Annotated in this window: 21 protein-coding genes and 1 other RNA gene; 14 read left to right on the plus strand and 8 right to left on the minus strand. The window is 52.8% G+C overall.

All coding sequences use genetic code 11. The annotated features are described in order from the left end of the window. Positions 1-809 precede the first annotated feature (809 nt). Together J4E05_RS03935 and J4E05_RS03940 are read left to right on the plus strand one after the other, a co-directional pair. Positions 810-3029 (plus strand): methyl-accepting chemotaxis protein, encoded by a 2220-nt coding sequence (locus tag J4E05_RS03935; protein WP_349592542.1) that lies wholly within the window; start codon positions 810-812, stop codon positions 3027-3029. A gap of 478 nt (positions 3030-3507) precedes the next feature. Beyond that, on the plus strand, positions 3508-5724 hold the full coding sequence (locus J4E05_RS03940) for a methyl-accepting chemotaxis protein (RefSeq protein WP_349592544.1): 2217 nt from the start codon (positions 3508-3510) through the stop codon (positions 5722-5724). A 115-nt stretch (positions 5725-5839) separates the two neighbouring features. Here J4E05_RS03940 and J4E05_RS03945 read toward each other — a convergent pair whose 3' ends face one another. From J4E05_RS03945 to J4E05_RS03980, 8 genes are all read right to left on the minus strand, one after another. Continuing rightward, the gene (locus tag J4E05_RS03945; protein ID WP_349592548.1) at positions 5840-6349 is read right to left on the minus strand and encodes a copper chaperone PCu(A)C; all 510 of its coding nucleotides are present in this window, start codon (positions 6347-6349) and stop codon (positions 5840-5842) included. Between the two features lie 32 nt (positions 6350-6381). Further along, the gene (locus J4E05_RS03950) at positions 6382-7098 is read right to left on the minus strand and encodes a cytochrome c oxidase assembly protein (protein ID WP_085590748.1); all 717 of its coding nucleotides are present in this window, start codon (positions 7096-7098) and stop codon (positions 6382-6384) included. 327 nt (positions 7099-7425) lie between these two features. Next, entirely contained in the window at positions 7426-8778 is a 1353-nt protein-coding gene (locus tag J4E05_RS03955; protein ID WP_085590583.1) for an Nramp family divalent metal transporter, read from the minus strand. Between the two features lie 348 nt (positions 8779-9126). After that, on the minus strand, positions 9127-10044 hold the full coding sequence (locus J4E05_RS03960) for an AraC family transcriptional regulator (RefSeq protein ID WP_349592553.1): 918 nt from the start codon (positions 10042-10044) through the stop codon (positions 9127-9129). Positions 10045-10381: 337 nt separating this feature from the next. Beyond that, the gene (locus tag J4E05_RS03965) at positions 10382-11197 is read right to left on the minus strand and encodes a TIGR00282 family metallophosphoesterase (protein WP_085590587.1); all 816 of its coding nucleotides are present in this window, start codon (positions 11195-11197) and stop codon (positions 10382-10384) included. 126 nt (positions 11198-11323) lie between these two features. Next, positions 11324-11484: non-coding RNA, 6S RNA (gene ssrS, locus J4E05_RS03970), on the minus strand. A gap of 58 nt (positions 11485-11542) precedes the next feature. Beyond that, positions 11543-11881, minus strand: a complete 339-nt coding sequence (locus tag J4E05_RS03975) for a cell division protein ZapA (protein ID WP_085590588.1) — start codon at positions 11879-11881, stop codon at positions 11543-11545. A 4-nt stretch (positions 11882-11885) separates the two neighbouring features. Beyond that, the gene (locus J4E05_RS03980; RefSeq protein ID WP_085590590.1) at positions 11886-12173 is read right to left on the minus strand and encodes a hypothetical protein; all 288 of its coding nucleotides are present in this window, start codon (positions 12171-12173) and stop codon (positions 11886-11888) included. Between the two features lie 240 nt (positions 12174-12413). Here J4E05_RS03980 and tkt point away from each other — a divergent pair, with 240 nt between their 5' ends. From tkt to J4E05_RS04040, 12 genes are all read left to right on the plus strand, one after another. Then, a complete protein-coding gene (gene tkt / locus J4E05_RS03985; RefSeq protein ID WP_349594638.1) occupies positions 12414-14423 on the plus strand; it encodes a transketolase in 2010 nt (669 codons plus the stop codon). Positions 14424-14525: 102 nt separating this feature from the next. Then, positions 14526-15533 (plus strand): type I glyceraldehyde-3-phosphate dehydrogenase, encoded by a 1008-nt coding sequence (gap, locus tag J4E05_RS03990; protein ID WP_085590750.1) that lies wholly within the window; start codon positions 14526-14528, stop codon positions 15531-15533. A gap of 113 nt (positions 15534-15646) precedes the next feature. Next, positions 15647-16120 carry a hypothetical protein gene (locus J4E05_RS03995; RefSeq protein ID WP_349592558.1) on the plus strand — a complete coding sequence of 158 codons (474 nt, stop codon included), beginning with the start codon at positions 15647-15649 and terminating at the stop codon, positions 16118-16120. Positions 16121-16180: 60 nt separating this feature from the next. Continuing rightward, positions 16181-16837: a thiamine phosphate synthase gene (gene thiE / locus J4E05_RS04000; protein ID WP_349592561.1), complete on the plus strand. Its 657-nt coding sequence runs from the start codon at positions 16181-16183 to the stop codon at positions 16835-16837. A 102-nt stretch (positions 16838-16939) separates the two neighbouring features. Further along, positions 16940-17884: a LysR family transcriptional regulator gene (locus J4E05_RS04005; protein WP_349592564.1), complete on the plus strand. Its 945-nt coding sequence runs from the start codon at positions 16940-16942 to the stop codon at positions 17882-17884. Between the two features lie 89 nt (positions 17885-17973). Then, the gene (locus J4E05_RS04010) at positions 17974-19233 is read left to right on the plus strand and encodes a YbfB/YjiJ family MFS transporter (RefSeq protein ID WP_349592567.1); all 1260 of its coding nucleotides are present in this window, start codon (positions 17974-17976) and stop codon (positions 19231-19233) included. A 192-nt stretch (positions 19234-19425) separates the two neighbouring features. Continuing rightward, positions 19426-19992 (plus strand): elongation factor P, encoded by a 567-nt coding sequence (gene efp, locus J4E05_RS04015; protein WP_085590600.1) that lies wholly within the window; start codon positions 19426-19428, stop codon positions 19990-19992. A gap of 52 nt (positions 19993-20044) precedes the next feature. Next, positions 20045-20854, plus strand: a complete 810-nt coding sequence (locus J4E05_RS04020; RefSeq protein ID WP_246832926.1) for an inositol monophosphatase family protein — start codon at positions 20045-20047, stop codon at positions 20852-20854. Positions 20855-21094: 240 nt separating this feature from the next. Beyond that, entirely contained in the window at positions 21095-22699 is a 1605-nt protein-coding gene (locus tag J4E05_RS04025) for an OmpA family protein (protein WP_349592570.1), read from the plus strand. Positions 22700-22711: 12 nt separating this feature from the next. Beyond that, positions 22712-23896, plus strand: coding sequence for a flagellar motor protein MotA (locus tag J4E05_RS04030; protein ID WP_085590604.1), 1185 nt, complete (start codon positions 22712-22714; stop codon positions 23894-23896). A gap of 4 nt (positions 23897-23900) precedes the next feature. Further along, positions 23901-25064 (plus strand): peptidoglycan -binding protein, encoded by a 1164-nt coding sequence (locus J4E05_RS04035; RefSeq protein WP_085590606.1) that lies wholly within the window; start codon positions 23901-23903, stop codon positions 25062-25064. Between the two features lie 209 nt (positions 25065-25273). Then, the gene (locus J4E05_RS04040; protein WP_349592574.1) at positions 25274-26131 is read left to right on the plus strand and encodes a hypothetical protein; all 858 of its coding nucleotides are present in this window, start codon (positions 25274-25276) and stop codon (positions 26129-26131) included. The last annotated feature ends 14 nt before the right edge of the window (positions 26132-26145 follow it).

A 26145-nucleotide genomic window follows, 5' to 3' on the forward strand; every position in this document is an offset into this window, starting at 1 on the left:
ACCCCGTTCAGAAACTGAACGGGGTTTTTCCTTGCCTGAAACAACGGTTTTTCAATGTTCCGAACCATTGTACGGCTTAGCCAAAGGCCCAACCATGCCCGCTAAATTGCAAGGTTAACTCTGCGTAACTTCGGCCCCTGCCCCGCACGCCCAATGCGCCGCCTCGTTTGATAAATCCCTCCATCAAAGACAGACAGGATAAAACACCCGCGGTGACCGGCATTATATAAGGCGACAACCAGTTTTATATTTGATGCGACACTGGGTCCGCGTCGCAATTATGCAGCTTTAAGGCATGTTTCCGTTAATAACCCTGAACAAAAACACGTCCCTGTATCTTCGAGTCTGCCAGCTTGGTCACGGCCTCGTCGAAGGTTCCGGCTAAAAGCAGATGGACCTACCCTTTTGAACTTTTTATCTACCTCTACGGCGAAACATTATAAACTTCGCCCGTCATGGACTAGCCAAAAGTCTATGCCGTTGAAGTTCCTTCTTAAAATTGTTCCAGACCCGAATATCGAGTGGCCTGAACAAATTTACCGGAACTCTCATGCCGGCGTCATTGTCGCGATATCGACGAAACATCATTGAATTACACAATTAACGATATCAATTTATCATCAAAATGTTATCGTTATGGGAATGAAGCTGATTTGACATCCCTTTTATCAAGGCTGCCGAAAACGGCCCTGTCAAATGCAGCCAATATAAAAAGAAGACCCGCCAGGGTGGCAACAACCAATCACCTGTAACCATCGACAGATTGGCCATGTCTTGCTGATCGCCCGTCTCTAACGAGGATAGGGAAAATGACTTCAAAATCGGGGATCTCTAACCAGCAGCCGACAAGGAAAAATGCCTACACAGCGAACGGTGTGAAGGGCAAATTGCTGGCATCATTTACGATCGTTAGTCTGCTTGCCGTGTTTGCAGCAATGATCGGGGCGTATTCTTTTAATAAATTTGGCACCGAACTGACCGACATTACGCATGAAAAACTGCCGGCAATGTTCACAGCCCAAAATCTGGCAACTGAAAGCACCAAAATCGTCGCCATCGCCCCGCGCATTGTGGCCTCTACCAGCAACGAGGAAGAACAGACTGTTAAGGCCGAACTCGACGCACGCCTTAAGGGTGTTGCCGAAAAAGTCGCCACGTTACGGGATACAGGCCTGATGCCTGAAACCCTCAACAAGATCGAGGAAAACAGTGCCAACCTGCGCGATACCCTCAACAAGCTGTTCGAGGTTACACGCCAGCGTTTACAGGCTGCTGAAGAAAAATCCAAAGCCGTCAAGGATTATCAATCGTTGGCTGACCGGTATGCCAGCACGTTAAAACCGTTATTATCCTATACCCAGAATGATCTGGCACAGCTTGGGGCGGCAATTGACGAACTTGACGGCAAGCAGGACGAGAACATTGACCGGTCCAAGGAAGACCTGGTGCAGTTGCTGGTCAAATATCGCAATACCATTGCTGCGCGCGCCCCAATTCAGGAAATTGGCCGTCTGGGCAACGAAGCAGGCAGTTCGGTAATCGCAACCACAACCGAAACCAGCGACAACAAGCTCTCAATCGTATCGGTCCAGGTGAAGGGCACTTATGCCGATGTGCTGGACCTGGTCAATCAGATGGAAAACAAAAAACTGCAAAAGTTTTATACCGATCTGGTCGACAAGATGCAGAAACTTTCCAGCGGGGACGGCAGCCTGCCTGAAATTCGCCAGCGTGAACTGGCCGCAGCTGCCGCATCGGAACAACTGGTCGCGCAAAGTGCGCAATATGCCGACACCATGGGCAGTGGTGTTGATGAACTGGTAACAGCCCTGCAAAGCCAGGTTGATACCGCAGCAGTTGAAACAGAAACCTTGCAAAAACAGGGCACCCTGATTTTGTACATGGTGGCTGCCAGCGCTATTCTGATCTCGCTTGCAATTTACGTTATCTATGTCCGGGGTAATTTGTTGCGTCGCCTTGAAAAACTGCAACAGGCAATGGTGACACTGGCCCGCGGCGACCTTGATGTTATGGTGCCCGCCAGAGGTAACGACGAAATTACCGCAATGGGCCGTGCCGTCAAGGTATTCAAGGACAACGCGATCAGGGTGCGCGACATGCAGGCGGAAGAAATACGCCTGACCCGTGAACGAAATGAAAGCCTGCGAGACGAATTACTGGGCCTTGCCGACACGCTGCAGGATGAAGTCGACAGCGCCGTGGGCGAAATTGCCACTTTGGCACAGCAGCTTCAGGGGGTTTCCCGGGAAATGTCGCAAAGTGCCGAAACGGTTTCGGGGCAAACCGAAGAAGTGGCATCATCGGCCCGCGAGGCTACCGGCAATGTCGAAACGGTTGCCGCCGCAACCGAGGAACTTTCGGCGTCGAATGTGGAAATCAACCGCCAAATGACGCAATCAACCCGCATTTCGGCCGAAGCATCCCAAAAGGCACAGCAAACCAACCAATTGGTCAATAGCCTGTCGCAATCAGCCACGCGTATTGGCGAAGTAATTGCCCTGATCACGGATATTGCCGAGCAAACCAATCTGTTGGCCCTGAATGCCACCATCGAGGCGGCCCGTGCCGGCGATGCCGGCAAAGGTTTTGCCGTGGTGGCCGCCGAGGTTAAAAACCTGGCCAACCAAACGGAAAAAGCCACCGACGACATTGCCGGACAAATTCTGGGCATTCAGAAATCAACCGGAGAATCTGTAACGGCTATTAGCGAAATTGGGAAAATCATTGAAAACATCAATGAAATTGCCACAACCATTTCCGCAGCCGTCGAAGAACAAAGTGCCGCCACCAATGAAATAAGCCGTAATGTACGCGGGGCCGCCGAACGCAACCGTATGGTTTCAACATCAATCGGAGATGTGGTGGCCGAAACATCAAAAACCGGCATATTGTCCGGCCAGGTGCTGCAAACGGCACAAAGTGCTTCCGAGAAGGTCGAACATATGCGTATCCGCATTAGTGAAATTCTCGATAACTTGCGTCAACAGGCTTATGACCGGGCCAACTGATACAACTCTGATTATTATCGCGTGCAAGCCAATGCACAACGGCGTAAACAGAACCTGATTATCGACGGCCCGCTATTTTTTGGCGGGCCGTTGTTTTGAAAAAACACGACTCTGAACCCGAAAATGCACGTAAAAACCCTGATACGCCCCAACGTATCACGACCTATGGTCATATTATCGATACCAGAAGAATAATAAATTCCGAAATTAGAATAAGTTATCTATGCATCTGTACAAAATACAAACCGATTACTTGTATTTTGCCGGTATGTTATGAATAAAAAGCAAATTCGGGAGTGGGCCCGTTGGGGGACAAATATCAATCCGGCCCGCACTAATACAAACATATTTTGAAATCTCCGATTGCTGCATTCCTGCGGCAGATGGAACTGGCATTGTGAAAACATAGCCCCGGAACGTTCGTTCCCAGCAACCGGGTCTCTCGCGTGCCAATGGCAGAACACAGGGTCAAGACTAAATGCAACAGACTACAGGGGGCCGGAACCAGCGAAAATCCGTGCAAAAGAATGGCATGGGCGTACGCGGAAAACTGCTTGTGTCCTTCGCACTGGTTGGGCTGATGGCCGTTATAGCCGCCGCCGTAGGCGCGATATCATTTGAACGCTTCGGCACACAGCTTGATAACATTACCGAAGCCAAACTGCCGCCGATGTTCAGTGCGCAGCAACTGGCCACCGAAAGTGCCGAGATCGTTGCCATTGCCCCGCGCATTGTCGCAGCGTCGTCACCCCAGGAAGAGGAAAGTGTGAAGGCCGAGCTGGACAACCGGGTTGTTTCCCTGAAAAACCGGATTGAACAGCTTCGCGATTCCGGCATGCAGCCTGATACCCTGGACGTCATTGAAACCAACAGCGCTCAATTGCAGGAAACCCTAGCGCAGTTGCATGAACTGACCCAGAAACGGTTCCAGATTGGCGACGAAAAAGCTAAAAAACTGACCGATTTCCAGCAATTATCCGATCGCTTCGTCAGCACCTTGAAACCGTTGATGACTGTTACGTCCAACGAACTTGGCCAGATTTCGGAAATGGTCAAGGAACTGCGCAAAAGCCCGGTTTTGCAAACCCGCCAGCCTCGCGAAGACCTGATCGCGTCGCTGTTTAAATATCATGACAGTGTTAGCAAGCGCGCACCGCTGGTCGCCCTGACCAATCTTGGCAACCAGATTTCAAATATTGTAATCGGCTCGGCCTCAGAACGCGACATGACCCGCCTTTCCATTGTTGGCGTGCGGGTACGCGGCAGTTATGCCGATGCCTCAAACATGCTGCAAGACCTGGGTAATCCCAAACTGATCAAGTTTTACGAAGACCTGATCGACAAAATGCAGAAGCTTTCTGTTGGTGAAGGCAGCCTGCCCGATCTGCAATCGCGCGAATTGCAGGCCGCTATTGATTCCCAGCAACTGGTTGCCAAAGCTGGTGAATTTGCGTCAACGATGGGCTTTAGCGTTGATCAGGTTGTTGAAACCCTGCAAAGCGATGTTGATGGTGCCGCAACCGCTGCCCGCGATCTGCAACAGCAAGGGTCGCTTATTTTGTACATCGTCGCCGCAGTTGCGGTGCTTTTGTCGCTGGCGATCTATGTCATCTATGTTCGTGGCAATCTGTTGCGCCGCCTTGGTGGTTTACAGCAAACCATGGTCACACTGGCCGGTGGTAACCTTGAAGTTGTCGTCCCTGCCAAGGGGAATGACGAAATTTCGGCCATGGGCCGCGCGGTTGAGGTATTCAAGGAGAATGCCCTGAAAGTGCGCGACATGCAGGCCGAAGAAGAACGCCTGAACCGCGAGCGCAACGAAGCCCTGCGCGACGAACTGCTCGGCCTTGCCGATACCTTGCAAGGCGAAGTTGAAAGTGCCGTTGGCGAAATTGCAGCCCTTGCCGAACAACTGCAGGGTGTTTCCGGGCAAATGACGCAAAGTGCCGAACTGGTTTCGGGGCAAAGCGAAGAAGTTGCCACCTCGGCGCGCGAAGCCACCAGCAATGTTGAAACTGTTGCCGCTGCAACCGAACAGCTGGCAGCGTCAAACGCCGAAATTAACCGGCAAATGGCCGAATCCACCCGCATTTCCAACGATGCGGCACAAAAGGCTCGCGAAACCAACGAACTGGTCGTCAGCCTGTCGCAATCAGCCAATCGCATTGGCGAGGTCATCGCCCTGATTACCGACATTGCCGAACAAACCAACCTGTTGGCCCTGAATGCCACCATCGAGGCCGCCCGGGCCGGCGATGCCGGTAAAGGCTTTGCCGTGGTTGCCGCCGAGGTCAAGAACCTTGCCAACCAGACGGAAAAAGCCACCGACGAAATCGCCGGGCAAATTTCCGGCATTCAGAAATCCACCGGAGAGTCGGTTTCCGCGATCGAAATGATCGGCAGCATCATTGAAAGCATCAATGAAATTGCCACAACCATTTCGGCAGCGGTTGAAGAACAGGGTGCCGCCACCAACGAAATCACCCGCAATGTTCGCAATGCAGCTGACCGCACCCGGATGGTTTCAACCTCCATCACCGATGTCGCCGAGGAAACCGGCAAAACCGGTGAACTCTCCGGCGAAGTTTTGCAAACATCGCAAAATGCGGCGAAGAAAATTCAGGGCCTGAATGACAGCATCAATACCATTCTGGAAGATTTGCGCCGCAAGGCTCATGACCGTGCTGCTTCCTGATTTTCCCTGACACCCTAAACAAAATGGCCCGTCATGTATGTGACGGGCCATTTTGTTATTTGCTTGCCGTTATCATATCTGCCCACAGGGGCCGGAAGGCCGTGTGGCTTCTGGCTTAATGCCCGCCTTCTGCCTCGATCACGATCTGAATTGTTTTGTGCCCGGCCTTGCCAAAATCCAGATCCAGGTCAAACGCCCCGCCAGCCGTAAGGGGTTCTTTCAAACCTGTCAGCCAAATATGTTCGCGCCAGGCCGCCAGACCCACTGGTTTGTTCGGGGCAAGTGTAATGCTGTCAACCCAGCTTTCCACACCGTCCTTTTCCACCCTGAAACGCACCTGATCTGCGATCGGGGTGGTTGCCCCCACCAGTGTGACCGGTTCAGACCCGCCATTTAACAAGGGACCAAATACAGCAGCACCCTTGGCATTTTGCTCGGCAGGCGGTGCCCAGAAATGACCGATCATAATTTTGCCAAGCACATAGCTATGCGCGTGTGCCTGGCCCGAAAACAGGGTGGTCATGCCCGTACCAGCCGCACCGGCCAGCACAATGGCGCAGGTGACCGTCACAGCCGGTTTGCGCAAGTGTTTAAACGGCATCAAGATCAACGAACAGATTTTCATGTCCAAGAATTCCCCTGCTGGCTGCCCTGCGTCTAGTGACGGCGAACATCGTTTTCAAGATCGATATTTTCCGAATTCGACAATTCGGCCTCTTTCTGGTCCGAACCGGATTTAAGTTCGCGTGCGTCCGAAATCTCCTGCTCGGTCAGATCGGACTGGCGATAAAAGGTGTAGGACAGGGTGATATCCTTAACCTCGGCGGTATTCGGATCTTTGTGGATCTGATCGTCAATATATAAAACAAGCGGCATCCGTGCGCTTTCTCCCGGCGCCAGCTTTTCATTGGTAAAACAGAAACATTCGATTTTAAAAAAATACTGGGCCGATTTATAGGGCGTAACGTTAAAGACCGCGCGCGCCACAATCGTTTCATCCGAATTATTTTTGGCATAATAATACACCTTCACCGGTTCACCCAGCTTGGCCTTTACCATCCGTTCCTCGGGGTAAAACTCCCACGGCAGCCCTTTGGCAACATTGGCATCGAAATAAACTTCGACCATATCATCGGCAATTGCCGCCGCTTCGCCCGTTGAATTACCATTTGCACCATTTGCAGATGCCCCGGCAGTTTTATTGGGGACCGAAATTTGGCGAACCGTGCCCCCAACCCCGGTTACGGCACAAAACATGCGATAAAGCGTCGGCGAATAAACCACCAGCGTGACCATAACGGCAAAGGCACATCCCATTGCGATCAGGGTGCGGCGTTTTCCCTTCTTGCGGTGGTTTTCCGGGCGATCATTCATGGCGGTTTCTTTTGCTGTGACGACAAAAAAGACGACAGGCAAAATGCAACATTTTCCGATTGTCTGTACAGATAACCCGACAAACGGCAGGCAAATGGCAAATTGCGCTCGGCGCACTATAAACATCCCGGCGCACGACGTAATTGCGAATTATTAATAATCCAAAGAAAATCGCGGCAGAGGCGAAAATTCGTATCAATGCCCTGCCCGGCGTTCAAGCCTGGATATGCAAAAAGGCCGGAAATATCCGTCACATTCGTGTGAGGTTATTTCCGGCCTAAAATGCTGAAATCCAATATATTTTATAACCCGACGGCGGCCTATGCCCTAAACCGCGCCAACCGAAATGTCGTAAAGCAGTTTAACATTCAGCGCGATAATGATCAGTGCAATGATTGCGGAAACAAAAGTTAACCAGCGCGGCGCGCACAGTTCCTTCATTTTCTGTTTTGATGCCGTAAACATTACCAGTGGCACCACCGCAAAGGGCAACTGAAAACTCAGCACCACCTGCGACAGGATCAGCAATTTCGCGGTTTCGGCCTGACCATAAATCACCGTTACGGCAATCGCGGGAATAATGGCAACAACCCGGGTCAATAACCGTCGCAACCACGATGGCAGGGTCATTTTAATAAACCCTTCCATCACAATCTGGCCGGCCATTGTTGCAGTTACAGTCGAACTAAGACCACAGCAAAGCAAAGCCACACCAAACAAAATCGGTGCCATCGACGCCCCTAAAAGGGGGGCCAGCAATTCATGCGCCTTGCCGATATCATCAACGTCGGTTTGCCCGGCCACGTGAAAGGTTGCTGCGGCCAAAATCAGGATAGAAGCATTAATGACCAAGGCAAAGGTCAACGCCACCGTTGAATCCAGTGTGGCAAAACGCAGGGCTTCGCGCTTGCCTTTGATCGAATGTTCATAGGCGCGTGTCTGCACAATACCGGAATGCAGATACAGATTATGGGGCATTACCGTGGCACCAATAATCCCCAGCGCCAAATACAGCATGTGCTGATTGGTCAAAACATTTACGGTTGGGGCAAAGCCGGTAATCACGCCATACCAGTCCGGGTCGGCCATGGCGATCTGGATGGCAAAACAAACCGAAATAACGCCCAAAAGTGCAATGATAAACCCTTCGACCCAGCGAAAACCGCGACTTTGCAACCACAAAATCACCAGGACATCGGCCGCCGTAATCAACACGCCCAGTTCCAGCGGAATGCCAAACAACAAATTCAGGGCAATTGCTGTGCCGATAACCTCGGCAAGGTCGGTGGCGCAAATAGCAAGTTCCGCCAGCAGCCATAACGGCCATGACATCCAGGTTGGAAACGCATCGCGGCAGGCCTGCGCCAGGTCACGCCCGGTGGCAATCGCCAGCCGGGCGCATAGCGACTGCAAAATAACCGCCATGATGTTTGACAGCAACGCCACACATAACAGCGCATACCCGAACTGCGACCCACCCGCCAACGAGGTTGCCCAGTTTCCCGGGTCCATATAGCCAACTGCAACCAGATATCCCGGCCCGGCAAAAGTCAGAAACTTGCGGAAAAAACCGGCATCCGGCGATACCGCAATCGACCGAAACACTTCAACAAGAGAAGGTTGATCGGCATCCAGCCGCCAGTCACCCTGCTTGCGTTTCGCTTCACCAATGTCGGCCATTCGTCATTCTCCGCGCACGGGAAACCGATCCCGCTTAGATTTTAAATAATTACAAACCCGGCTAGTTCCGTCTGACAGCCTTCACCGACATAAGGTCAGTCAAACAAAGTCAGCAGATCATCAGGAAATTTGTCCCCAATTGTTGTGCGGACTTTAAAAGTTAGTCAAGGCTAAATTTTCACAAACACCAATTCTCCACCCGGAACCTATTCTTTCGGGTGTTTTTATGCTCGCTGTTTTCATATATCCGGGGGTACAGCATAACCACGCAGGCCAAAATCACCTGCAATACAGCAATATTTTACAACCGCTGCATTCATCCTCGCGGAAAATCACAGGCTATACCTGTCACGCAACCTCAACCATCCCGGCAGAAGACGAGAGTCGCAATTGTTCGACATCCCGTCTGGGAGGCGCACCGAACATCCGGCGATATTCGCGTGAAAACTGCGATGGGCTGTCATAGCCGACATGATATCCGGCACTGGCCGCATCCATCGCATTTACCATAATCAATGAACGCGCTTCTTGCAGACGCAGCTGTTTTTGATATTGCAGCGGGCTCATGGAAGTAATGGCCTTAAAATGCTGATGCAACGCCGAGGGGCTCATATGCGCCTCGCGGGCCAGAATCTCGACGCTAAAGGGTTCGCGAAAATGGTTTTTTATCCATTCGATCGCACGTGATACCTGGTTCAATTTGCTATCGGCCATTGCCAGTTGCTGCAACCGAACACTTTGCGGGCCATTTAACAGGCGATATAAAATTTCGCGCTCGATCAACGGGGCCAGAATGGGAATATCGCGCGGGTTTGCCAAAAGTTCCAGCAAACGGATCGATGCATTGATAATCTCTGGCCCGGCATCGCTAACCTGCATTGCGGGTCCCGGCTGGCGACCGGTTGCCACAATATTGTTTTCCCGTGCCTCCATCATGATGTCGGCCATGACTTTGGTATTCAGATCCAGGCGCAAACACAAATAGGGGCATTCGGGGCTGGCGACGGTAACTTCACCCAACACCGGAACATCCAGTGACACGGTTAAATATTGCCCCGGTCGATAAACATAAACACTTTCGCCCATTAACGCCGTTTTTTCGCCGCTTGCCAAAATACAGATCGACGGCTGATACACCACGTTAACCGGTTCCATCGGGGCATCCGCCCGCAACAGCACAACACCGGGAATGGCCGTATCGTGGCGCCCGGTGCCGGTGCAATTTTGTTCAATCAGTTGTGCAAATTTATCCAGACCATCGGTCATGACGTTATGCCTTTTTCTCACCTGAATACCAAAATGTCGCCTGATGGCTTACTTGGTTCAAAAAATACATAATCATCGATTGCACAAAACAACAGACTGTTTTTTCGCATTTGCAGGATTGTGCAATCTTTGTAGAGGACTGGGCTATCGGGTCTAAAAAGTTTGCGGTAGGGTCGTCGCATACCGGATTACAGCCGTGCAGCCATCAACTCCCCCCCCCCCCGACCCCGTGATGTCTGCACGGTTGGAAACGGCGCAAAACGGGCCGATGCATCCCTGCATCGGCCCGTTTTCATCTGTGAATTTCGGTGTCTGTTAAAACGATAGGCTGATATTATCAGGCGCTGGGCCAGGCACCGCGTAACCGCCCGCCAATGCGAACCGGCTCGATCCGTTTGGCCAAGCCTGTTTTGTCATCGGTTTCCACATAAACACCACACACTGTGGCCGGGCCCTCGGCAGGTTCCAGCCTGCCTGACGGCATTTTAGTCAGAAACTTGGCCACCGAACTTTCGTGTTTCATCCCGATCACGGAATTAAAATCACCGCACATGCCAACATCAGTCTGGTAGGCTGTGCCGCCTGGCAAAATTTGCGCATCCGCCGTTGGCACATGCGTATGTGTCCCCAGAACAAGCGACGCACGCCCATCGCAATGATGGCCAAATGCCATTTTTTCCGATGTTGTTTCGGCATGAAAATCGATCAGAACCGCATCAACATTTTTACCCAGGCGATATTTACCCAACAATTTGTTGGCCCCCTGAAACGGGCACGATAGCGGGTCCATAAACAGGCGACCCATCATGTTAACAACCGCAACTTTTTTGCCCGACCGTGCCGTAAATACACAATCGCCACGTCCCGGCGTACCATCAGGAAAATTCCACGGGCGCAGCAGGGTTTTATCTTCGTCGATATAGGTGATGATTTCGCGTTGATCCCAGACATGGTTGCCCGTGGTCAGCACGTCGGCCCCGGCATCATAAAATTCGCGGCAAATTTTTGCAGTTACACCAAACCCGTGGGCCGAGTTTTCAACATTCACCACGGCAGCATCAACCTGCAAACGATCGCGCAACATTGGCAATGCTTCCAGTGCCGCCTTGCGCCCGGATTGCCCCAAAACATCGCCTAAATGTAAAAGCCGCATTTTTAATTCCGTCTATCACACCGCATGACCAAACGCGGCAATCCCACCCACCGGGCAGGTCATCCCCCGATCACAAATTTCAATTAAACCAGCCAAAAAGGAAAATTCCCGCTTCCCCGAAGGAAAGCGGGAGCCACCACTGCCGTTGACCATGTGGTAATTCCTCGTGACCTGCGTGTGCAGGTGGGCGCCATATAACGAGACCACGGTCCCGCCAGGGACAGCTCCCTAGAGAAATGAGCATCGGCCCCGGGAATTAGCGAATCTGACGCGCAGGGCAGCCCCCTTTTGGATCCACTTTTGATCGCCCCGAAGGACGCATCGCAAGCAGTATCCGATGCGAACTTAGTCAGCTGCGAGCTTTTGTGCAATAGCCTCTATACGAGAGGCGAGATTTTCCATGCTTTGCGCCATACGATCAGCATCATTCGGGGCAACCGCCCCTTCGGGCAAAGCGGCACTGGCCGGCACCGAAAGTTTTTCGTGAGCATCACCAAGTTCGTCGGCAATCAACAGGCTGGTCATGACCAAAAGGCGCTGTTCGCCAATCTGGCCGACCATCCCGGCAATCTCGCTCACACGTTCATCGACATATTCTGCCAGCTGGGAAAGACGGGTTTCCTGCCCATCCTCGCAGGCAACATCATAACTGCGACCATTAATACGCACTGAAACCTGTGCCATGATTTTACGCCTGCTTTTGTTCAGTTTCGTCGCTCAGGACCAACCGCAATTGCCCCACAGCACCGTCAAGGCGTTGTGAAACTGTTTCGGTTGCCTGCGCCAGCACATCATAATCGTGCTTTAGGGCATCCAGCTCGGCACGCATTTCTTCAGACCGTGCCTGGGCGGCCGCATTCTCGCTTTCGCCAGACAGGGCGTTCGCTTGTGATCGCGCCAGCCGCGACTCCACCGCCTGTTCAAGGGCGGCAAGGGCAATTTCAAGACGTTCACCGGCATTTTGCAGACGTGACATATCGTCCTTCCTGATCCTTCATAATCGTTTCACAAGATAGGTCGTGACAAAGCAGGGCGTCAACTGTTCCGCGATACTGCCCGTTCAAAACCGTTCTGATCGCCATCATATCACGTAAGGATTAACCGCAATCTAAGCAATCCAGTCAGTTTTTCGACAGAACAGGTTGACGTATGCGGATCGCGGGGGCATGTTCCGCCCGTCTTATTTGATTTATTCAGCCGTAGTAATCAACGCCCGATAGCGAACCCCCAGGAAGCGCATTCAATGACGAAAACAGCAGAACATAGCCGCATGGCAAATGCCATTCGCTTTCTTTCCGCCGACGCCGTGGAAAAAGCCAATTCCGGCCATCCGGGCATGCCAATGGGCATGGCGGACGTCGCGACTGTTCTCTTTACCAAGTTTTTGAAATTCGATCCGAAACATCCGCATTGGCCAGACCGCGACCGGTTTGTCCTGTCTGCCGGTCACGGGTCAATGCTGCTTTATTCGCTGCTGTATCTTACCGGCTATGAAGACTTTGATCTCGACCAGATCAAAAATTTCCGTCAGCTCGGCGCACGTACTGCCGGCCACCCGGAATATGGTCATGGTGCCGGCATCGAAACCACCACCGGCCCGCTGGGTCAGGGTATTGCCACCTCTGTCGGCTTTGCCCTTGGCGAACGCATCATGAATGCGGCCTATAATAACGACCTGGTTGACCATTACACCTATGTGGTTGCCGGTGACGGCTGCCTGATGGAAGGCATTTCGCAGGAAGCCATTTCGCTGGCTGGTCATTTGCAGCTTTCCAAGCTGATCGTGCTGTTTGACGATAACGGCATTTCGATTGATGGCCCCACGTCGCTGTCGACCTCGGAAGACCACAAAAAACGTTTTGAAGCCGCAGGCTGGGATGTCCAGCAGATTGACGGCCACGATGCCGATGCCATCGAAGCCGCCATTGCCAAGGCAAAAACCACCGGCACCCCGTCGCTGATCGCATGTAAAACCGTTATCGGTTTTGGCGCACCGACCAAGGGCGGCACCTCGGCTACACACGGGTCGCCGCTGGGTGCAAAAGAACTGGCCGGCGCACGCGAAAAACTGAACTGGTCCTACGAACCGTTTGACGTCCCGCAGGATGTGCTTGAAGCATGGCGTGCAGCCGGTGCCCGTGGTGCTGACGAATTTGCGGCCTGGGGCGCACGTTTTGATGCGCAGGACGCCGATGTTCGTGCCGATTTTGAACAACGGGTCGAAGGCAAACTGCCGGAAAACTGGGTCGAAGCATTTAATGCTTACAAGAAACAGATTACGGAAGAACTGCCCAAAATCGCCACCCGTAAATCCTCGCAGAATGTGCTCGAAGTTCTGACCAAGGAAATCCCGGCGATGATCGGCGGCTCGGCTGACCTTACCGGGTCCAACAACACCAAAACAGCCGTTCAGGAACCGATTTCGGTGCAAAGCGGGTATGAAGGCCGTTACATCTATTACGGCATTCGTGAACATGGCATGGCAGCGGCCATGAACGGCCTGGCGTTGCATGGCGGCATCCTGCCCTATGGCGGCACCTTCCTGGTCTTTACCGACTATTGCCGCCCGGCCATTCGCCTGTCCGCCCTGATGGGCCAGCGCGTTGTTTACGTTATGACCCATGATTCCATCGGTCTTGGCGAAGACGGCCCGACCCATCAGCCGGTTGAACATGTTGCGTCCCTGCGCGCCATGCCCAATGTCACCATGATCCGCCCGGCCGATGCGGTTGAAACCGCCGAAGCATGGGCCATGGCGATTACCAATGAAACCGGCCCGACGGTTTTGGCCCTTAGCCGCCAGAACCTGCCGGTATTGCGCACCGAATACCGCGAAGACAACCTTGTTGCCCGTGGTGGTTACATCATTTCCGAAGCCGAAGGCGACACCCAGGTCACCCTGATTGCAACCGGTTCGGAAGTTGAAATTGCCGTTGATGCCCAGGCAAAACTGAAAGCCGAAGGCATTTCAGCCGCTGTGGTTTCCCTGCCTTGCTGGGAACTGTTCGACGCACAGTCGCCCGAATATCGCAAAAGCGTTCTGGGGACTGCCCCGCGTATTGCCATCGAAGCCCTGTCGGTTTTCGGTTGGGAAAAATATGTCGGTGAAAACGGCAAGGTCATTGGCCTGCATGGCTTTGGCGCGTCGGCACCGGCACCGGAACTGTATGAACATTTCGGCATTACCGCCGATGCCATGGTCAAAGCGGCCAAGGAACTGGTTTAATTTCCGGGCCGGATCGGTAATATGCCGATCCGGCCTTTTTGATTGTCCCCGTCTGCGGGGTTTGACCGTCCGGTCACAATCAGTATGTTTTTGGAGGAATTAATGGCTATTCGTGTTGCGATTAATGGTTTTGGCCGTATTGGCCGTCTGGTTCTGCGTGCGATTGTCGAAAGCGGCCGCACCGATCTTGAAGTCGTTGCCATCAATGATCTGGGCGACGTCAAAACCAATGCCCACCTGCTGAAATATGATTCTGTACATGGTGTTCTTGCCAATGACGTCAAAGCCGAAGGCAATGATCTGGTCATTGATGGCAAGGCCATCAAGGTTTGTTCCGAACGCGACCCGGCCAACCTTCCGTGGGGCGAACTGAACGTCGATATCGCTTTTGAATGCACCGGTATCTTTCTTGATGAAGCAGGCGCAGGCAAACACCTGACCGCAGGTGCCAAACGCGTTCTGATTTCCGCCCCGGCAAAGGGCGACATCAAAACCGTTGTTTATGGCGTTAACAGCGACAGCCTGACCGCTGATGATATCATTGTTTCAAACGCATCTTGCACCACCAACTGCCTGGCACCGGTCGCCGATGTTTTGAACAAAACCGTTGGCATCACCAAAGGCTTCATGACCACCGTTCACGCCTTCACCGGCGACCAGAACACGGTTGACAGCCTGCACAAGGATTTGCGCCGTGCCCGCGCAGCATCGCTTTCCATGATCCCAACCTCGACCGGGGCGGCCAAGGCTGTTGGTCTTGTTCTGCCGGAACTTAAGGGCAAGCTGGACGGAACGTCGGTTCGTGTGCCCAGCCCGAACGTCTCCATGATCGATCTGACCTTTGTTTCGGGCCGTGATACCACTGCCGAAGAAATCAATGCCGCCATCGCAGAAGCCGCCAATGGCCGCCTTAAAGGTGTGTTGGGCGTAAATGATGCGCCGCTGGTATCGATTGATTTCAATCACAATCCGAACAGCTCGACCTTCGATTCGACCCAGACCCAGGTTATTGGTGGCAACTTCGTGCGTATCCTGTCCTGGTACGACAACGAATGGGGCTTCTCCAACCGGATGTCCGACACCGCTGTTGAAATGGCAAAATATCTGTAATCCAGCCGGATAAACCAGATAATGGGGGCGGTCTTTGGATCGCCCCTTTTTTATGGGTGAATTTTGGCCTCCTGCCTTTAATAATGGTGCCCCCTTTCAAACACTGGATCACCATGTCACCGTTGACGTTTCATATCCGTATTCACAGCTTCACCGGTGCAGCCCTTGCCTGCCGCGTTATGGGCACGAAACCTTTTATTTTACATAGCCCGATAAATTGCGGCGAAACACATGGCGCAAAATGGTTTGCCGCCTTGCTGGCAGAACTAAACAATGCCTGGCCCAACTGCCAGTTCGAGGGGGCCATAGATTGCACCCACCACACCGGGCAGGCCTTATCCGCGCTGGAATCAAACATCGCCCATGTTATCGTTGGTGATATTTCCGCCGATGCCATGGCAAGTTTACGCGCCATCGCCCGGCAAAAAGGCAGCCATATATGGGCCGCCACGATGTTTGACCAACCCCGTGCCGATGCCACCACCACGCGGGTTCAAAATGCCATGATGTTGCATGATATGGACGATCACTTCCTTCCCGAACACGAACTGGAAAAACGCCTGCGGGCGGCATTGGCACAGCTTTGATTGCCAAGTTCGTTCGGGCAGGATAAACAGGCGATGTAATAGCAAACAGGAACCTCCGCCGTGAATGACGACGCACAAACCGGCCTTTATCTTCTAACGCCTCCCAGCATTGATCTGGCAACCTTCCCGGATCTGCTTGCCCGCGTGTTGGATACCGGTGCGGTTGAATGTGTTCAACTTCGTCTGAAAGACATCGATGATGAAGGTATCATCGCCGCGATCAAAAAGATTTTGCCGGTTTGCTCCAAACGCGACATTCCCCTGATTTTAAATGACCGCCCTGATCTGGCCCATAAAACCGGCTGCGATGGTGTCCATATTGGCGCCGAAGACGGAAGTTACGCCGAAGCCCGTAAAATCATGGGCGAAGAACATGTTGTCGGCGTTTCGTGTTACGATTCCCGCCATCGGGCCATGGATGTGGGCGACAAAGGGGCCGATTACGTTGCATTTGGCGCATTTTTCCCCACCACCACCAAAACCCCCGGCACCTGGGTTGAACCGGAAATTATTGAAATATGGACCACCTTTACCACGGTTCCCTGTGTTGCCATTGGCGGCATCAATGCCGATAATCTGGCACCATTGGTAAAGGCCGGGGCCGATTTTGTTGCCGTTAGCGGGGCCATCTGGAACCATCCTGACGGGGCCGAAGCAGGCGCCCTTGCCATTGCCCGCGCCATTGCAACAGCCAGCGAAGATCTGGTCGCAAAATAGCCGGCATATTGCCCTGCCCCTGATTACGGCCTATCTTTCATCTGATCACCCGGTGCAAGCATCGTGCTTATGCACGACCTCGTGAATACAGGCGTATCAGTCATGGATATTTCCGATTTGCAGGTTTTTGCGACCGTCGCCCGGCTGGGCAGTATGCGCAAAGCAAGCGAAGAACTTAATACAGTACAATCAAACATCACCGCCCGGATACGTATTCTGGAAGAAAGCCTTGGAACATCCCTGTTTGAACGCCATCATCGCGGCGTGAAGCTAAGTGCGGCCGGGCAGCGCCTGTTACCCTATTATGAACGGCTTGCGCATTTAATGTGCGAGGCCAGGCAAGCCACAATTGATGATGGTGTGCCAACCGGCCCGCTGAAAATCGGCTCGCAGGAAACAACGGCAGCCCTGCGCATTTCGCCAGTACTGGCCAAGTTTTTGCAAAAATACCCGGATGTTAATTTAAGTTTGCGCACAGAAACCACTGCCGGCCTGATTGATGCCGTTCTGGAACACAAACTTGACGGTGCCTTTGTGTGCGGCCCGGTTGACCACCCCAATTTAACCGCCCTGCCCTGTTTTGCCGAAGAACTTGTTATTTACGGCCCGGCAGAGATGACCTCAATCGCGCAAACATGTGATTCCACCACGTTACGAATTGTTGTGATGAATGCCGGTTGCCAGTACCGCTTCATGCTGGAAGATTTCCTGGCTCGTCTTGGCCGTAAAAACGTACCGGTTCTGGAATTTGGCACGCTGGAAACTGTTATAAACTGCGTTTCGGCAGGATTGGGCATTACCATGCTGCCACGGGCCCTGTTGCCCCATGTCAGCCGAATTGGGCCTGTTTCCCTTCATCCCCTGCCCGCAAGCAGCACCCATGTTGAAACGGTATTTATCCAGCGCAAGGATGCCTTGCAGACCAGCGCACGATCGGCGCTGTTTCAAACCATTGCCCAACATTGGGACGATATTAACACCCTCAATAACCAGTCTCAAACTGACCTGCCACTGGAGGCAAAACCAGGATTAAGGGTGATATCTTAAATAATGATCACTGTTATCATTATAATTCGTTTTCAATGATCTCCAACACTCACTAGCATCACGCCAATTCCCATGATCAGGACAGCTTGATGCCCAGTGCTTCCCGCCTTTCATCCGATACCCGGCTTTATATCTGGGCAGGTTTTTGCACCTCGCTTATCGGGGTTGGCCTGTCGCGGTTTGCCTATTCCGCCTTAATTCCGGCCATGATCCATCAACAATGGTTTCTGGCAGGGAGCGTTGCCTATCTTGGCGCGGCCAATCTTGCCGGTTATCTGCTGGGGGCTTCCTGCGCACGTTTGGCCGCAGCAAAACTGGGAAATCGCAGTGCCTTGCGCCTTGCGATGCTTGTTGCCGCCATCAGCTTTTTTGCATGCTGGCAACCGGCCTCGTTCTGGTGGTTCTTTCCATGGCGTATTTTATCGGGTCTTAGCGGCGGCTTTCTGATTGTTTTAGCCGCACCAACCATTTTACCGTCCGTGCCGGTTGCAAAACGCGGCTTTGCCATGGGCCTTATTTTCAGTGGTGTTGGCACAGGCATTATCATTTCAGGTACTCTTGTGCCAATCCTGCTTGCCCATGATCTGGGATGGGCCTGGATTGGACTAGGTGGAATTTGCGTTGTTTTGATGATGTCGTCCTGGTTTCTACTGCCCGCCGACACCTCAGCACACAAAACGGCCCCCGATACCGCATCCACCCCGTATAAAGTGCCCCAAAAACCGGTAAAAACCCGAAAATTGCCTCATATGACGGTGTGGGTGGTCGGGCTGGTTTACGCGCTTGTCGCGATTTCCCTGGTGCCGCACATGGTGTTTCTTGTCGATTATACGTCGCGCATTCTCGCACTTGGTGATGGCTTTGGCAGCATGTGCTGGACCATATTTGGCATAGGTGCCCTATGTGGGCCGGTCACGCTGGGCAAGCTGGGCGACCGGTTCGGGTTTCGGGTAACCTTAACGGGTATGTTACTGGTGGACATGGTGATGACAGTCATCCCGGCCCGGGGCGAAAATCCTGTCCTGCTTTTGGTGTCGGCCTTTGTGGTCGGGGCCACGGTACCTGGTGTTGTGTCGCTTATTCTGGGCTGGATCCATGAATTAATCGACGATGCAGATGACCGTCATCAGGCCTGGAGCTTTACCACAACCCTGTTTTCCATCGGCCAGGCCGCATTTGCCTATATCTTTGCCTGGGTATTTTCCCAGGGTCCCACACAGGCCCACCAGATTTATATATTGGCCGGGTTTGCTGCTGCGGCGGCAATGATCCTGACCTTTTGTTTCCCTGCCATTCAGCGCAGAATGTCTCCGCTACCTGGTCAAGACATCAAAACTGCGGTGGAATAAACCTGCAAGCTGGCCCTGCCAGCCCCAGAAAAACACCGCCTTACCTTTTGAAAATGACGAGCCATGCAAACGCACAAGGCGCGCATGCGTTTGCATGGCACGAAGATACTTGCGGGAAAGCCTGCGAACTGATAGTTAGACGCCACTTTTTTCCACATTGTGAATCTGTGATCTGAAAGAACGGTTGGTGCCATGAAAATCAACGGCAACGAAATCCGTCCGGGCAACATTATTGAACATAATGGCGGCTTGTGGCGCGCAGTGAAGACCAATGCAGTAAAGCCTGGCAAAGGCGGTGCATTTAACCAGGTTGAACTGAAAAACCTGCGGGACAATACGAAGCTTAACGAACGCTTCCGTGCGTCTGAAACTGTCGAACGTGTTCGCCTCGACCAGAAGGACTATACGTTCCTGTTCGCCGAAGGCGACATGCTGACCCTGATGGACAGCGAAACTTTCGAGCAGATCACAGTCAATTCAGAACTGATTGGCGACCCTGCGGTATTCCTTCAGGATGGGATGGTTGTTACCGTCGAATCCTTTGAAGAAGAACCGATCAGCGCAACTATTCCCGAACACGCAACCTTCCAGATCGTGGAAGCCGATGCTGTGGTAAAGGGGCAGACCCAATCCTCGTCCTACAAACCGGCTGTTCTTGAGAACGGTGTTCGCATTCTGGTGCCGCCGCACATTGAATCGGGTACCCGCATCGTCGTGAATACTGCCGAAAGCACCTATCTTGAGCGCGCAAAAGATTAACTTTCAGCGTCGCTCGTTTTTTCAGACACATTCAAACACCGGGAGATGAGCCGTGCGTGGCGCCGCCCGTCGTTCAGCAAATATCAATGTTATGTTCAAGGCCGTCGAAAAGGCGGCCTATGGGCTTAAGCGCGACTTCGGTGAAGTCGAAAACCTTCAGGTATCAATGAAAGGCCCGGGCGATTTTGTTTCGGCTGCTGATCATCGTGCCGAAAAACGCCTGCGCGAAGAACTGGAACGGGCCCGCCCCGGTTATGGTTTTCTGCTTGAAGAAGGTGGGGAAATCAAAGGGAGCGATCCGGAACACCGCTGGATCATTGACCCGCTTGATGGCACCACCAACTTCCTGCATGGCATTCCGCATTTTGCCATCTCGGTTGCCTTGCAACGGGGGGACGAAATCATTGCCGGCATTATCTATGATGTCGCCAAGGACGAGTTCTTCTGGGCTGAAAAAGGCGTTGGCGCGTATCTCGATAACCGCCGGCTGCGTGTTTCTGGCCGCCGCCGTTTAAACGAGTGCGTTTTGGCCTGCGGGATTCCACATGTCGGGCGCGGTGATCATGCTGTGTTTGAAAAACAGCTTCATGCTGTGATGGATCGTTGCTCTGGTGTACGCCGTTTTGGCGCAGCGTCGCTGGATCTGGCGTATGTTGCTGCCGGTCGTTATGACGGTTTCTGGGAAACACATTTAAGCCAGTGGGATATTGCCGCCGGTATCTTGATGATTACCGAAGCTGGCGGGTATATCCGCGACATCAATGGTGGCACCAACATGCTTGGTACGGGCAGTGTGGTTGCAGCAAATGATTCGATCCAGCCTGTGCTGGCCAAGACTTTGAAGAAAGCCGTTTCCGAATAATTCGGGATCGTTTTTCGCGAAAATCATAAAGGCATTCACAAATTGTTGTGGATGCCTTTTTTGCGTTCAGGTCAAACCGGTTGTCGACAACAATATGGTAAGTTATGGTGCCAAAGAACGGTCCGGGAGGGAAGACCCGGGACGGAACTGGGGTAGCACTTTGCGTGCCGTAAGATCGTCACAAAAATCGCATTCAATGCGAGCGGTCGAAAAACAGGATAACAAGGGGCCTGCGAATTGATGAAGGGGAATACAAAGATTTCGGCGATTGCCATTGCGGCGGCGCTCGGAACATTGATGGCGACCAGTCATGGTGCCAGTGCCCGGTCGTTTTCTCCGGCAATGCCCGGCAGCAATGTGCAGGTTGACTGGGGTGTTCTGGACCAGCTTGGCAACAGCGAAACCGATACATCAGGCGGTTCATTTTCCGGCCATGATACAAATCCCCGGATCAAGATCGACAGCCAGCTTTTGATTTATCCGCAAACCTCGCCAAAATCACGCTTTCTGGCCCCGCAACTGCTGCTAACGCCCCCGGGCGGGGCGCAGCGCTTCGATGCCGCCAGCACCCGTAACACCCCGGGCAACACTATTGATGATCTTGAAACAGTCGTCATTGATGGCGCAGGTGTTATTCCTTCAGACACCAGCGCACAAAGCCCGCAAGCGCCTGTAATTTTACGGCCGCCGGTCGAACGCGTGCAATTACGCGCGCCGGCATCCTTTCCTTCACGCCCTGCCGTCGAAGAATTCCCTGCGGCAACGGCCCCTTCATCTGGCCGCACCACAGGCAATCTTGGTGGCCCGCTTGCGGCAGACATGGAAGATGATGGCGCACCGCAAGTTATTCATCTGGTGCAACCCGCCCCGCACCAATCGTCCGCCAGGACTCTCGACGGGTTACCACGTGCCAAACCGGCTGAAAATGCTGCCAGCCGCGTGGCGGTTAGCGCAAACGCCACCCCGGCGACTGCTATGACGGTATCTGCCCCGGCACATGTCGCAACACCGGCATCGGCTCCGGCGGCAAAACCTGCCAGTTTGCTAACGCCTGCCCCTGCGGCCCCCGTGGCAAAAATAGTGCAAGTGGCCGATAAAAATACTGGCACCACAAAGGCGACCCCACCGACAGCGCCAAAAATTACCGAACCACATATTGATACTCCGCGTGAGGCCCCCAAAAACAAAATGGCGGTCCCACCCGTAAATACAGTGCCGTTACCCGACAAAAACGCCATTAAACCGGCCCCGAAACCCAAAGACATCCCCTCAGTCACGCCCAATCCGCTGGAAAAAGACAACGCAGTACCAACGGCACCCGCCCCCGCACCGGGCACAACAACTTCGCCTCAAAAAATGACCGAGCCGCAGGTACGCGTGATGCCCAAACCGCCGGCGCCCAAACCCGCCATCCACAAAGCTGCACCGCTGCCTGAACCCCGCCCTGCCCCGCAGCCGCAAAAGCAGCAGCGCGAAACGGCTTCGGCACCGGCATCGCTGGCGATGGACAAGCCAAAGGCAGAAGTTACTGCAGGGGGCGATTACAGCCTGCCCTTCTCTGAAAACAGTTTTGAACTCGATAATGGCGCCAGGAAAAGACTTGACGCCATTGTTCGGACGCTAACCAAAGATGACGACTTGCGCGTTCAGCTTCAGGCCTATGCCGCTGGTGAATCCCAGAATGCGAGCAAAGCCCGTCGTCTTTCGCTTTCGCGTGCCTTGCAAGTCCGTTCCTATCTGATCGACAGCGGCGTACGATCAACCCGAATTGATGTTCGCGCGCTTGGTGCCAATGTCCCCTCCGGCCCGGCTGACCGCGTCGATGTTAAAACCGTTCAACGCTAGGATTTATCTGTCATGAGCAATAATGCGTCCAACGGCGCGGCCAGCATTCCGGTTATTACCAAACCTGGTGCCTATCTGACCCGGATGGGAATTTTTACAGCCGTTATCGTCGCCATCGCAGCCCTGTTATATCCGACGCTGTCTGGTGCCTTTTTGGCCAGTGCAGTATTGAACGGCCTGATCATTGGCGTATTTATCATCGGCGTCGTTTATACATTTCGCATGGCCTTCAGCCTGAATCCCGAAGTCGCCTGGATTGAAGATTTTCGCCGTAATCGCCCCGGTCTAAGTGCACAGGATACGCCCAAACTGCTTGCCCCGATGGCGCGCATGATGCAGGAGCAGCGCCGCGACCGACCACAGCTTTCAACCCTGGCAACCAGCACCATCCTCGACTCGATCCGGTCACGTCTGGATGAAAGCCGCGAATTATCGCGCTATCTGGTAAGCCTTCTGGTGTTTTTAGGTCTGTTGGGAACGTTCTGGGGGCTTCTGCAAACTGTTAACTCGGTTGCCGACGTGATTGGCAACGTCAATGTTGGTGGCGGCGGCAATATGGAATTGTGGTTTGGCCAACTTAAGGAAGGTCTCTCAAAACCGCTGAATGGCATGGGTACGGCTTTTTCTTCCTCGCTGTTTGGTCTGGCCGGGTCGCTGGCTCTTGGCCTTCTCGACATGCAGGCAGGTCAGGCACAAAACCGTTTCTTTAACGAACTTGAAGAATGGCTATCAAGCTTCACCCGTGTTTCTTCGGGCGGGCCGCTTTCTGATGGAGAACAATCGGTTCCGGCTTATCTTTCAGCCCTGATCGAACAGATGGCCGATAATATGGAAGGGTTGCAAAACTCGATCCAGCGTTCCGAGTCCTCGCAAATCAAATCGCACAACACCCTGATCGATCTGGCCGACAAACTTTCGACCCTGACCGACCAGATGAAGGCTGAACAGCAATTGATGGTCAAGCTGGCGGAAAGCCAGATGCACCTCAAACCGGTGCTTGACCAGTTGTCCGATTCAATGAAGGGCGGCAGCTTCGGTATTGATGACAATACCCGTGCACATATCCGCTCGCTTGATAACCAGGTTGGGCGCGTCGCTGACGAACTGACCATGGGACGGCAGCAGCAGACCCAGGAAATTCGAAGCGAAATAAAACTTCTGGCCCGTACCATCGCCGCGATCGCCGAGGAGGGTTAACCCCATGTCCGGCTTGTCTCGCCGCCGCAGTCGCGATGTAAATACCTGGCCTGGCTTTGTAGATGCCCTGGCAACACTTTTGATGGTGATCATCTTCCTGCTGATGATCTTTGTTGTTGCACAGGTCTATCTCGGCGCGGCCCTCTCGGGTCGCGACAAGGCCCTTAGCGACCTTACATCGCAAGTTAATGAACTCACCAATCTGTTGTCGCTTGAACGCAACAATAACCAGGAAATGCAGCTGGAACTAACCCAGCTCACGACCGAGCTTTCGACCACCAGCGACGACCGTGATGCCCTAAAAAATCGGGTTTCTGCGCTGGCTGACAAACTGTCATCAGCGCAAATGTCCGCGGCTGAGCAGGAAAAGAAACTGCTGGCGGCACTGGCTGCGCTGGAAGACAAAAAATCCGAACTAAGCAAGCTGGAAGAAAAAGCCGACCAAACCCAGCAAGACCAGAAATCGCGAATTGATGAACTGGCAAAACTTCTGGCACAGCGCGCGAGCGAGCTTGATGATCAAAAAGACATCAGTGAATCTGCTCGTGCCCAGGTTGCGGCCCTAAACCAGCAATTGCTGGCAGTGCGTCAGCAACTTTCAAAATTGCAGGATGCCCTGGAAATTTCCGAAGCCGAGAGCAAGGATAAAGACGCCCAGATCGTAAATCTGGGACAGCGCCTGAATGCCGCACTGGCATCAAAGGTTGCGGAATTGCAGCGTTACCGGTCCGAGTTCTTTGGCCGTCTGCGTCAGGTGCTGGGCGATCGCCAAAACATCCGCGTCGTTGGCGACCGTTTTGTCTTCCAGTCCGAAGTGCTTTTTGGTTCCGGTTCAGCTGACATTGGCGACGAAGGCAAGGTCCAGCTGGCGAAACTTGCTGATACCCTAAAGCAGATCTCGACCGAAATTCCCGATGATATTGATTGGGTTATGCGGGTAGATGGCCATACCGACAAGGTTCCGATCCGCAATAACGATTTCAAATCAAACTGGGAGCTGTCTGCTGCCCGGGCAATTTCCGTGGTCAAATTCATGATCGACCAGGGCGTGCCGCCCAAACGGCTGGTAGCAGCAGGCTTTGGCGAATATCAACCCCTTGATAATCGTGATGATGAAATCGCCTATCGCCGAAACCGGCGAATAGAATTTAAAATTACGGAACGTTAAAATAAAAAAGAGCTCCTTTTGGGGGCTCTTTTTTATGCCACACCACACAACTCCTGATAGTATATTCTACGGGTCTAAAATATTAACTTTTGAGAACGGGACAGATGTTGGGGATCAAGATACTTTCTAAACTGACGGCATTAAGTTGCGGACTACTTTTAACGGCTTGTGTCAGCGACGGAGCGCCAAGAGACTCTATTGGGCGTTCAATGAGCCTTGAAAGCAAGGGATCGTTTCAACCATATCAAACCCATTTTAATGCTTTTACATTTCTAAAGCCTTCCCAAACCTACAAAACGGAAAGCATTGAACGCAATAATGGCTCTGTCTGGACTGAACAGATTATTTCAGACAAAGATTCAATATTCATTACCATCGAACATGTGAATGTTGCGTGGTTCCGGCAAAGCACGGAAGATGACATGCTTGATCGCAATACATTCCGTAAATTGGCCACTGAATTTGATATCCCCGAAGACAAATACGTTCAAATTGACAAAATTTCGCCACGGACCAAAGGTTTGATCGCGACAAATGGTAAATGCACTGTCGCAAGGTTTGTTAAGCGCTTAAAAGTTCTTACGGGTGCCCGAAATGAAAGGGGATATCCCGATACTGCTGTCATATTCGTGAATTGTGGCGATAGCTTAACAATACCTGCCGAAGAGCTTGTTCAAAAAATAGACTTAATTACCGAAGCTGAAAGAACAGAGCTGGCAAAAACCTATAAAAACATCGGCCCGCTGACGCCGAAAGACAAGAACAAAGTGCAATTCACTATATCGTGGGATGGCATTGCTAAAGACATGCAAGGTGAGGTCAAACTGACTGCCAAAGGGGCTGCGCAGACCGATTTCACGGTAACGATAGCTGAGCCAACCATGACCTGCGACGGCACTTCAATCACAGACGACAAGACACAATGGACCGGGACCTGGTCGTTAACCTGTTCGGACAAAAGAACGGCCAATGGTGTTTGGACCAGCCTTGGAAAGGGTAAAGGGCAAGTTGGAACAGGTCAGGATAATAAAGGTAAAGATGTAGAATTTACGATTGGAAAAAGTTAAAAACAGAAAACCAC

This window comes from Thalassospira sp. NFXS8, from assembly GCF_040148805.1.
Taxonomy (GTDB): domain Bacteria; phylum Pseudomonadota; class Alphaproteobacteria; order Rhodospirillales; family Thalassospiraceae; genus Thalassospira.

What these genes read in the sequence shown, in the direction of transcription:
- J4E05_RS03935 (WP_349592542.1), top strand. Translation starts at nt 810, where the DNA reads ATGACTTCAAAATCGGGGATCTCTAACCAGCAGCCGACAAGGAAAAAT.
- efp (WP_085590600.1), top strand. Translation starts at nt 19,426, where the DNA reads ATGAAAATCAACGGCAACGAAATCCGTCCGGGCAACATTATTGAACAT.
- J4E05_RS04010 (WP_349592567.1), top strand. Translation starts at nt 17,974, where the DNA reads ATGCCCAGTGCTTCCCGCCTTTCATCCGATACCCGGCTTTATATCTGG.
- J4E05_RS03980 (WP_085590590.1), bottom strand. Translation starts at nt 12,173, where the DNA reads ATGTCACGTCTGCAAAATGCCGGTGAACGTCTTGAAATTGCCCTTGCC.
- J4E05_RS04030 (WP_085590604.1), top strand. Translation starts at nt 22,712, where the DNA reads ATGAGCAATAATGCGTCCAACGGCGCGGCCAGCATTCCGGTTATTACC.
- J4E05_RS04005 (WP_349592564.1), top strand. Translation starts at nt 16,940, where the DNA reads ATGGATATTTCCGATTTGCAGGTTTTTGCGACCGTCGCCCGGCTGGGC.
- J4E05_RS03950 (WP_085590748.1), bottom strand. Translation starts at nt 7,098, where the DNA reads ATGAATGATCGCCCGGAAAACCACCGCAAGAAGGGAAAACGCCGCACC.
- J4E05_RS04040 (WP_349592574.1), top strand. Translation starts at nt 25,274, where the DNA reads ATGAGCCTTGAAAGCAAGGGATCGTTTCAACCATATCAAACCCATTTT.
- gap (WP_085590750.1), top strand. Translation starts at nt 14,526, where the DNA reads ATGGCTATTCGTGTTGCGATTAATGGTTTTGGCCGTATTGGCCGTCTG.
- J4E05_RS03960 (WP_349592553.1), bottom strand. Translation starts at nt 10,044, where the DNA reads ATGACCGATGGTCTGGATAAATTTGCACAACTGATTGAACAAAATTGC.
- J4E05_RS03945 (WP_349592548.1), bottom strand. Translation starts at nt 6,349, where the DNA reads ATGAAAATCTGTTCGTTGATCTTGATGCCGTTTAAACACTTGCGCAAA.
- J4E05_RS04035 (WP_085590606.1), top strand. Translation starts at nt 23,901, where the DNA reads ATGTCCGGCTTGTCTCGCCGCCGCAGTCGCGATGTAAATACCTGGCCT.
- J4E05_RS03975 (WP_085590588.1), bottom strand. Translation starts at nt 11,881, where the DNA reads ATGGCACAGGTTTCAGTGCGTATTAATGGTCGCAGTTATGATGTTGCC.
- J4E05_RS03940 (WP_349592544.1), top strand. Translation starts at nt 3,508, where the DNA reads ATGCAACAGACTACAGGGGGCCGGAACCAGCGAAAATCCGTGCAAAAG.
- J4E05_RS03965 (WP_085590587.1), bottom strand. Translation starts at nt 11,197, where the DNA reads ATGCGGCTTTTACATTTAGGCGATGTTTTGGGGCAATCCGGGCGCAAG.
- J4E05_RS04025 (WP_349592570.1), top strand. Translation starts at nt 21,095, where the DNA reads ATGAAGGGGAATACAAAGATTTCGGCGATTGCCATTGCGGCGGCGCTC.
- J4E05_RS03955 (WP_085590583.1), bottom strand. Translation starts at nt 8,778, where the DNA reads ATGGCCGACATTGGTGAAGCGAAACGCAAGCAGGGTGACTGGCGGCTG.
- J4E05_RS03995 (WP_349592558.1), top strand. Translation starts at nt 15,647, where the DNA reads ATGTCACCGTTGACGTTTCATATCCGTATTCACAGCTTCACCGGTGCA.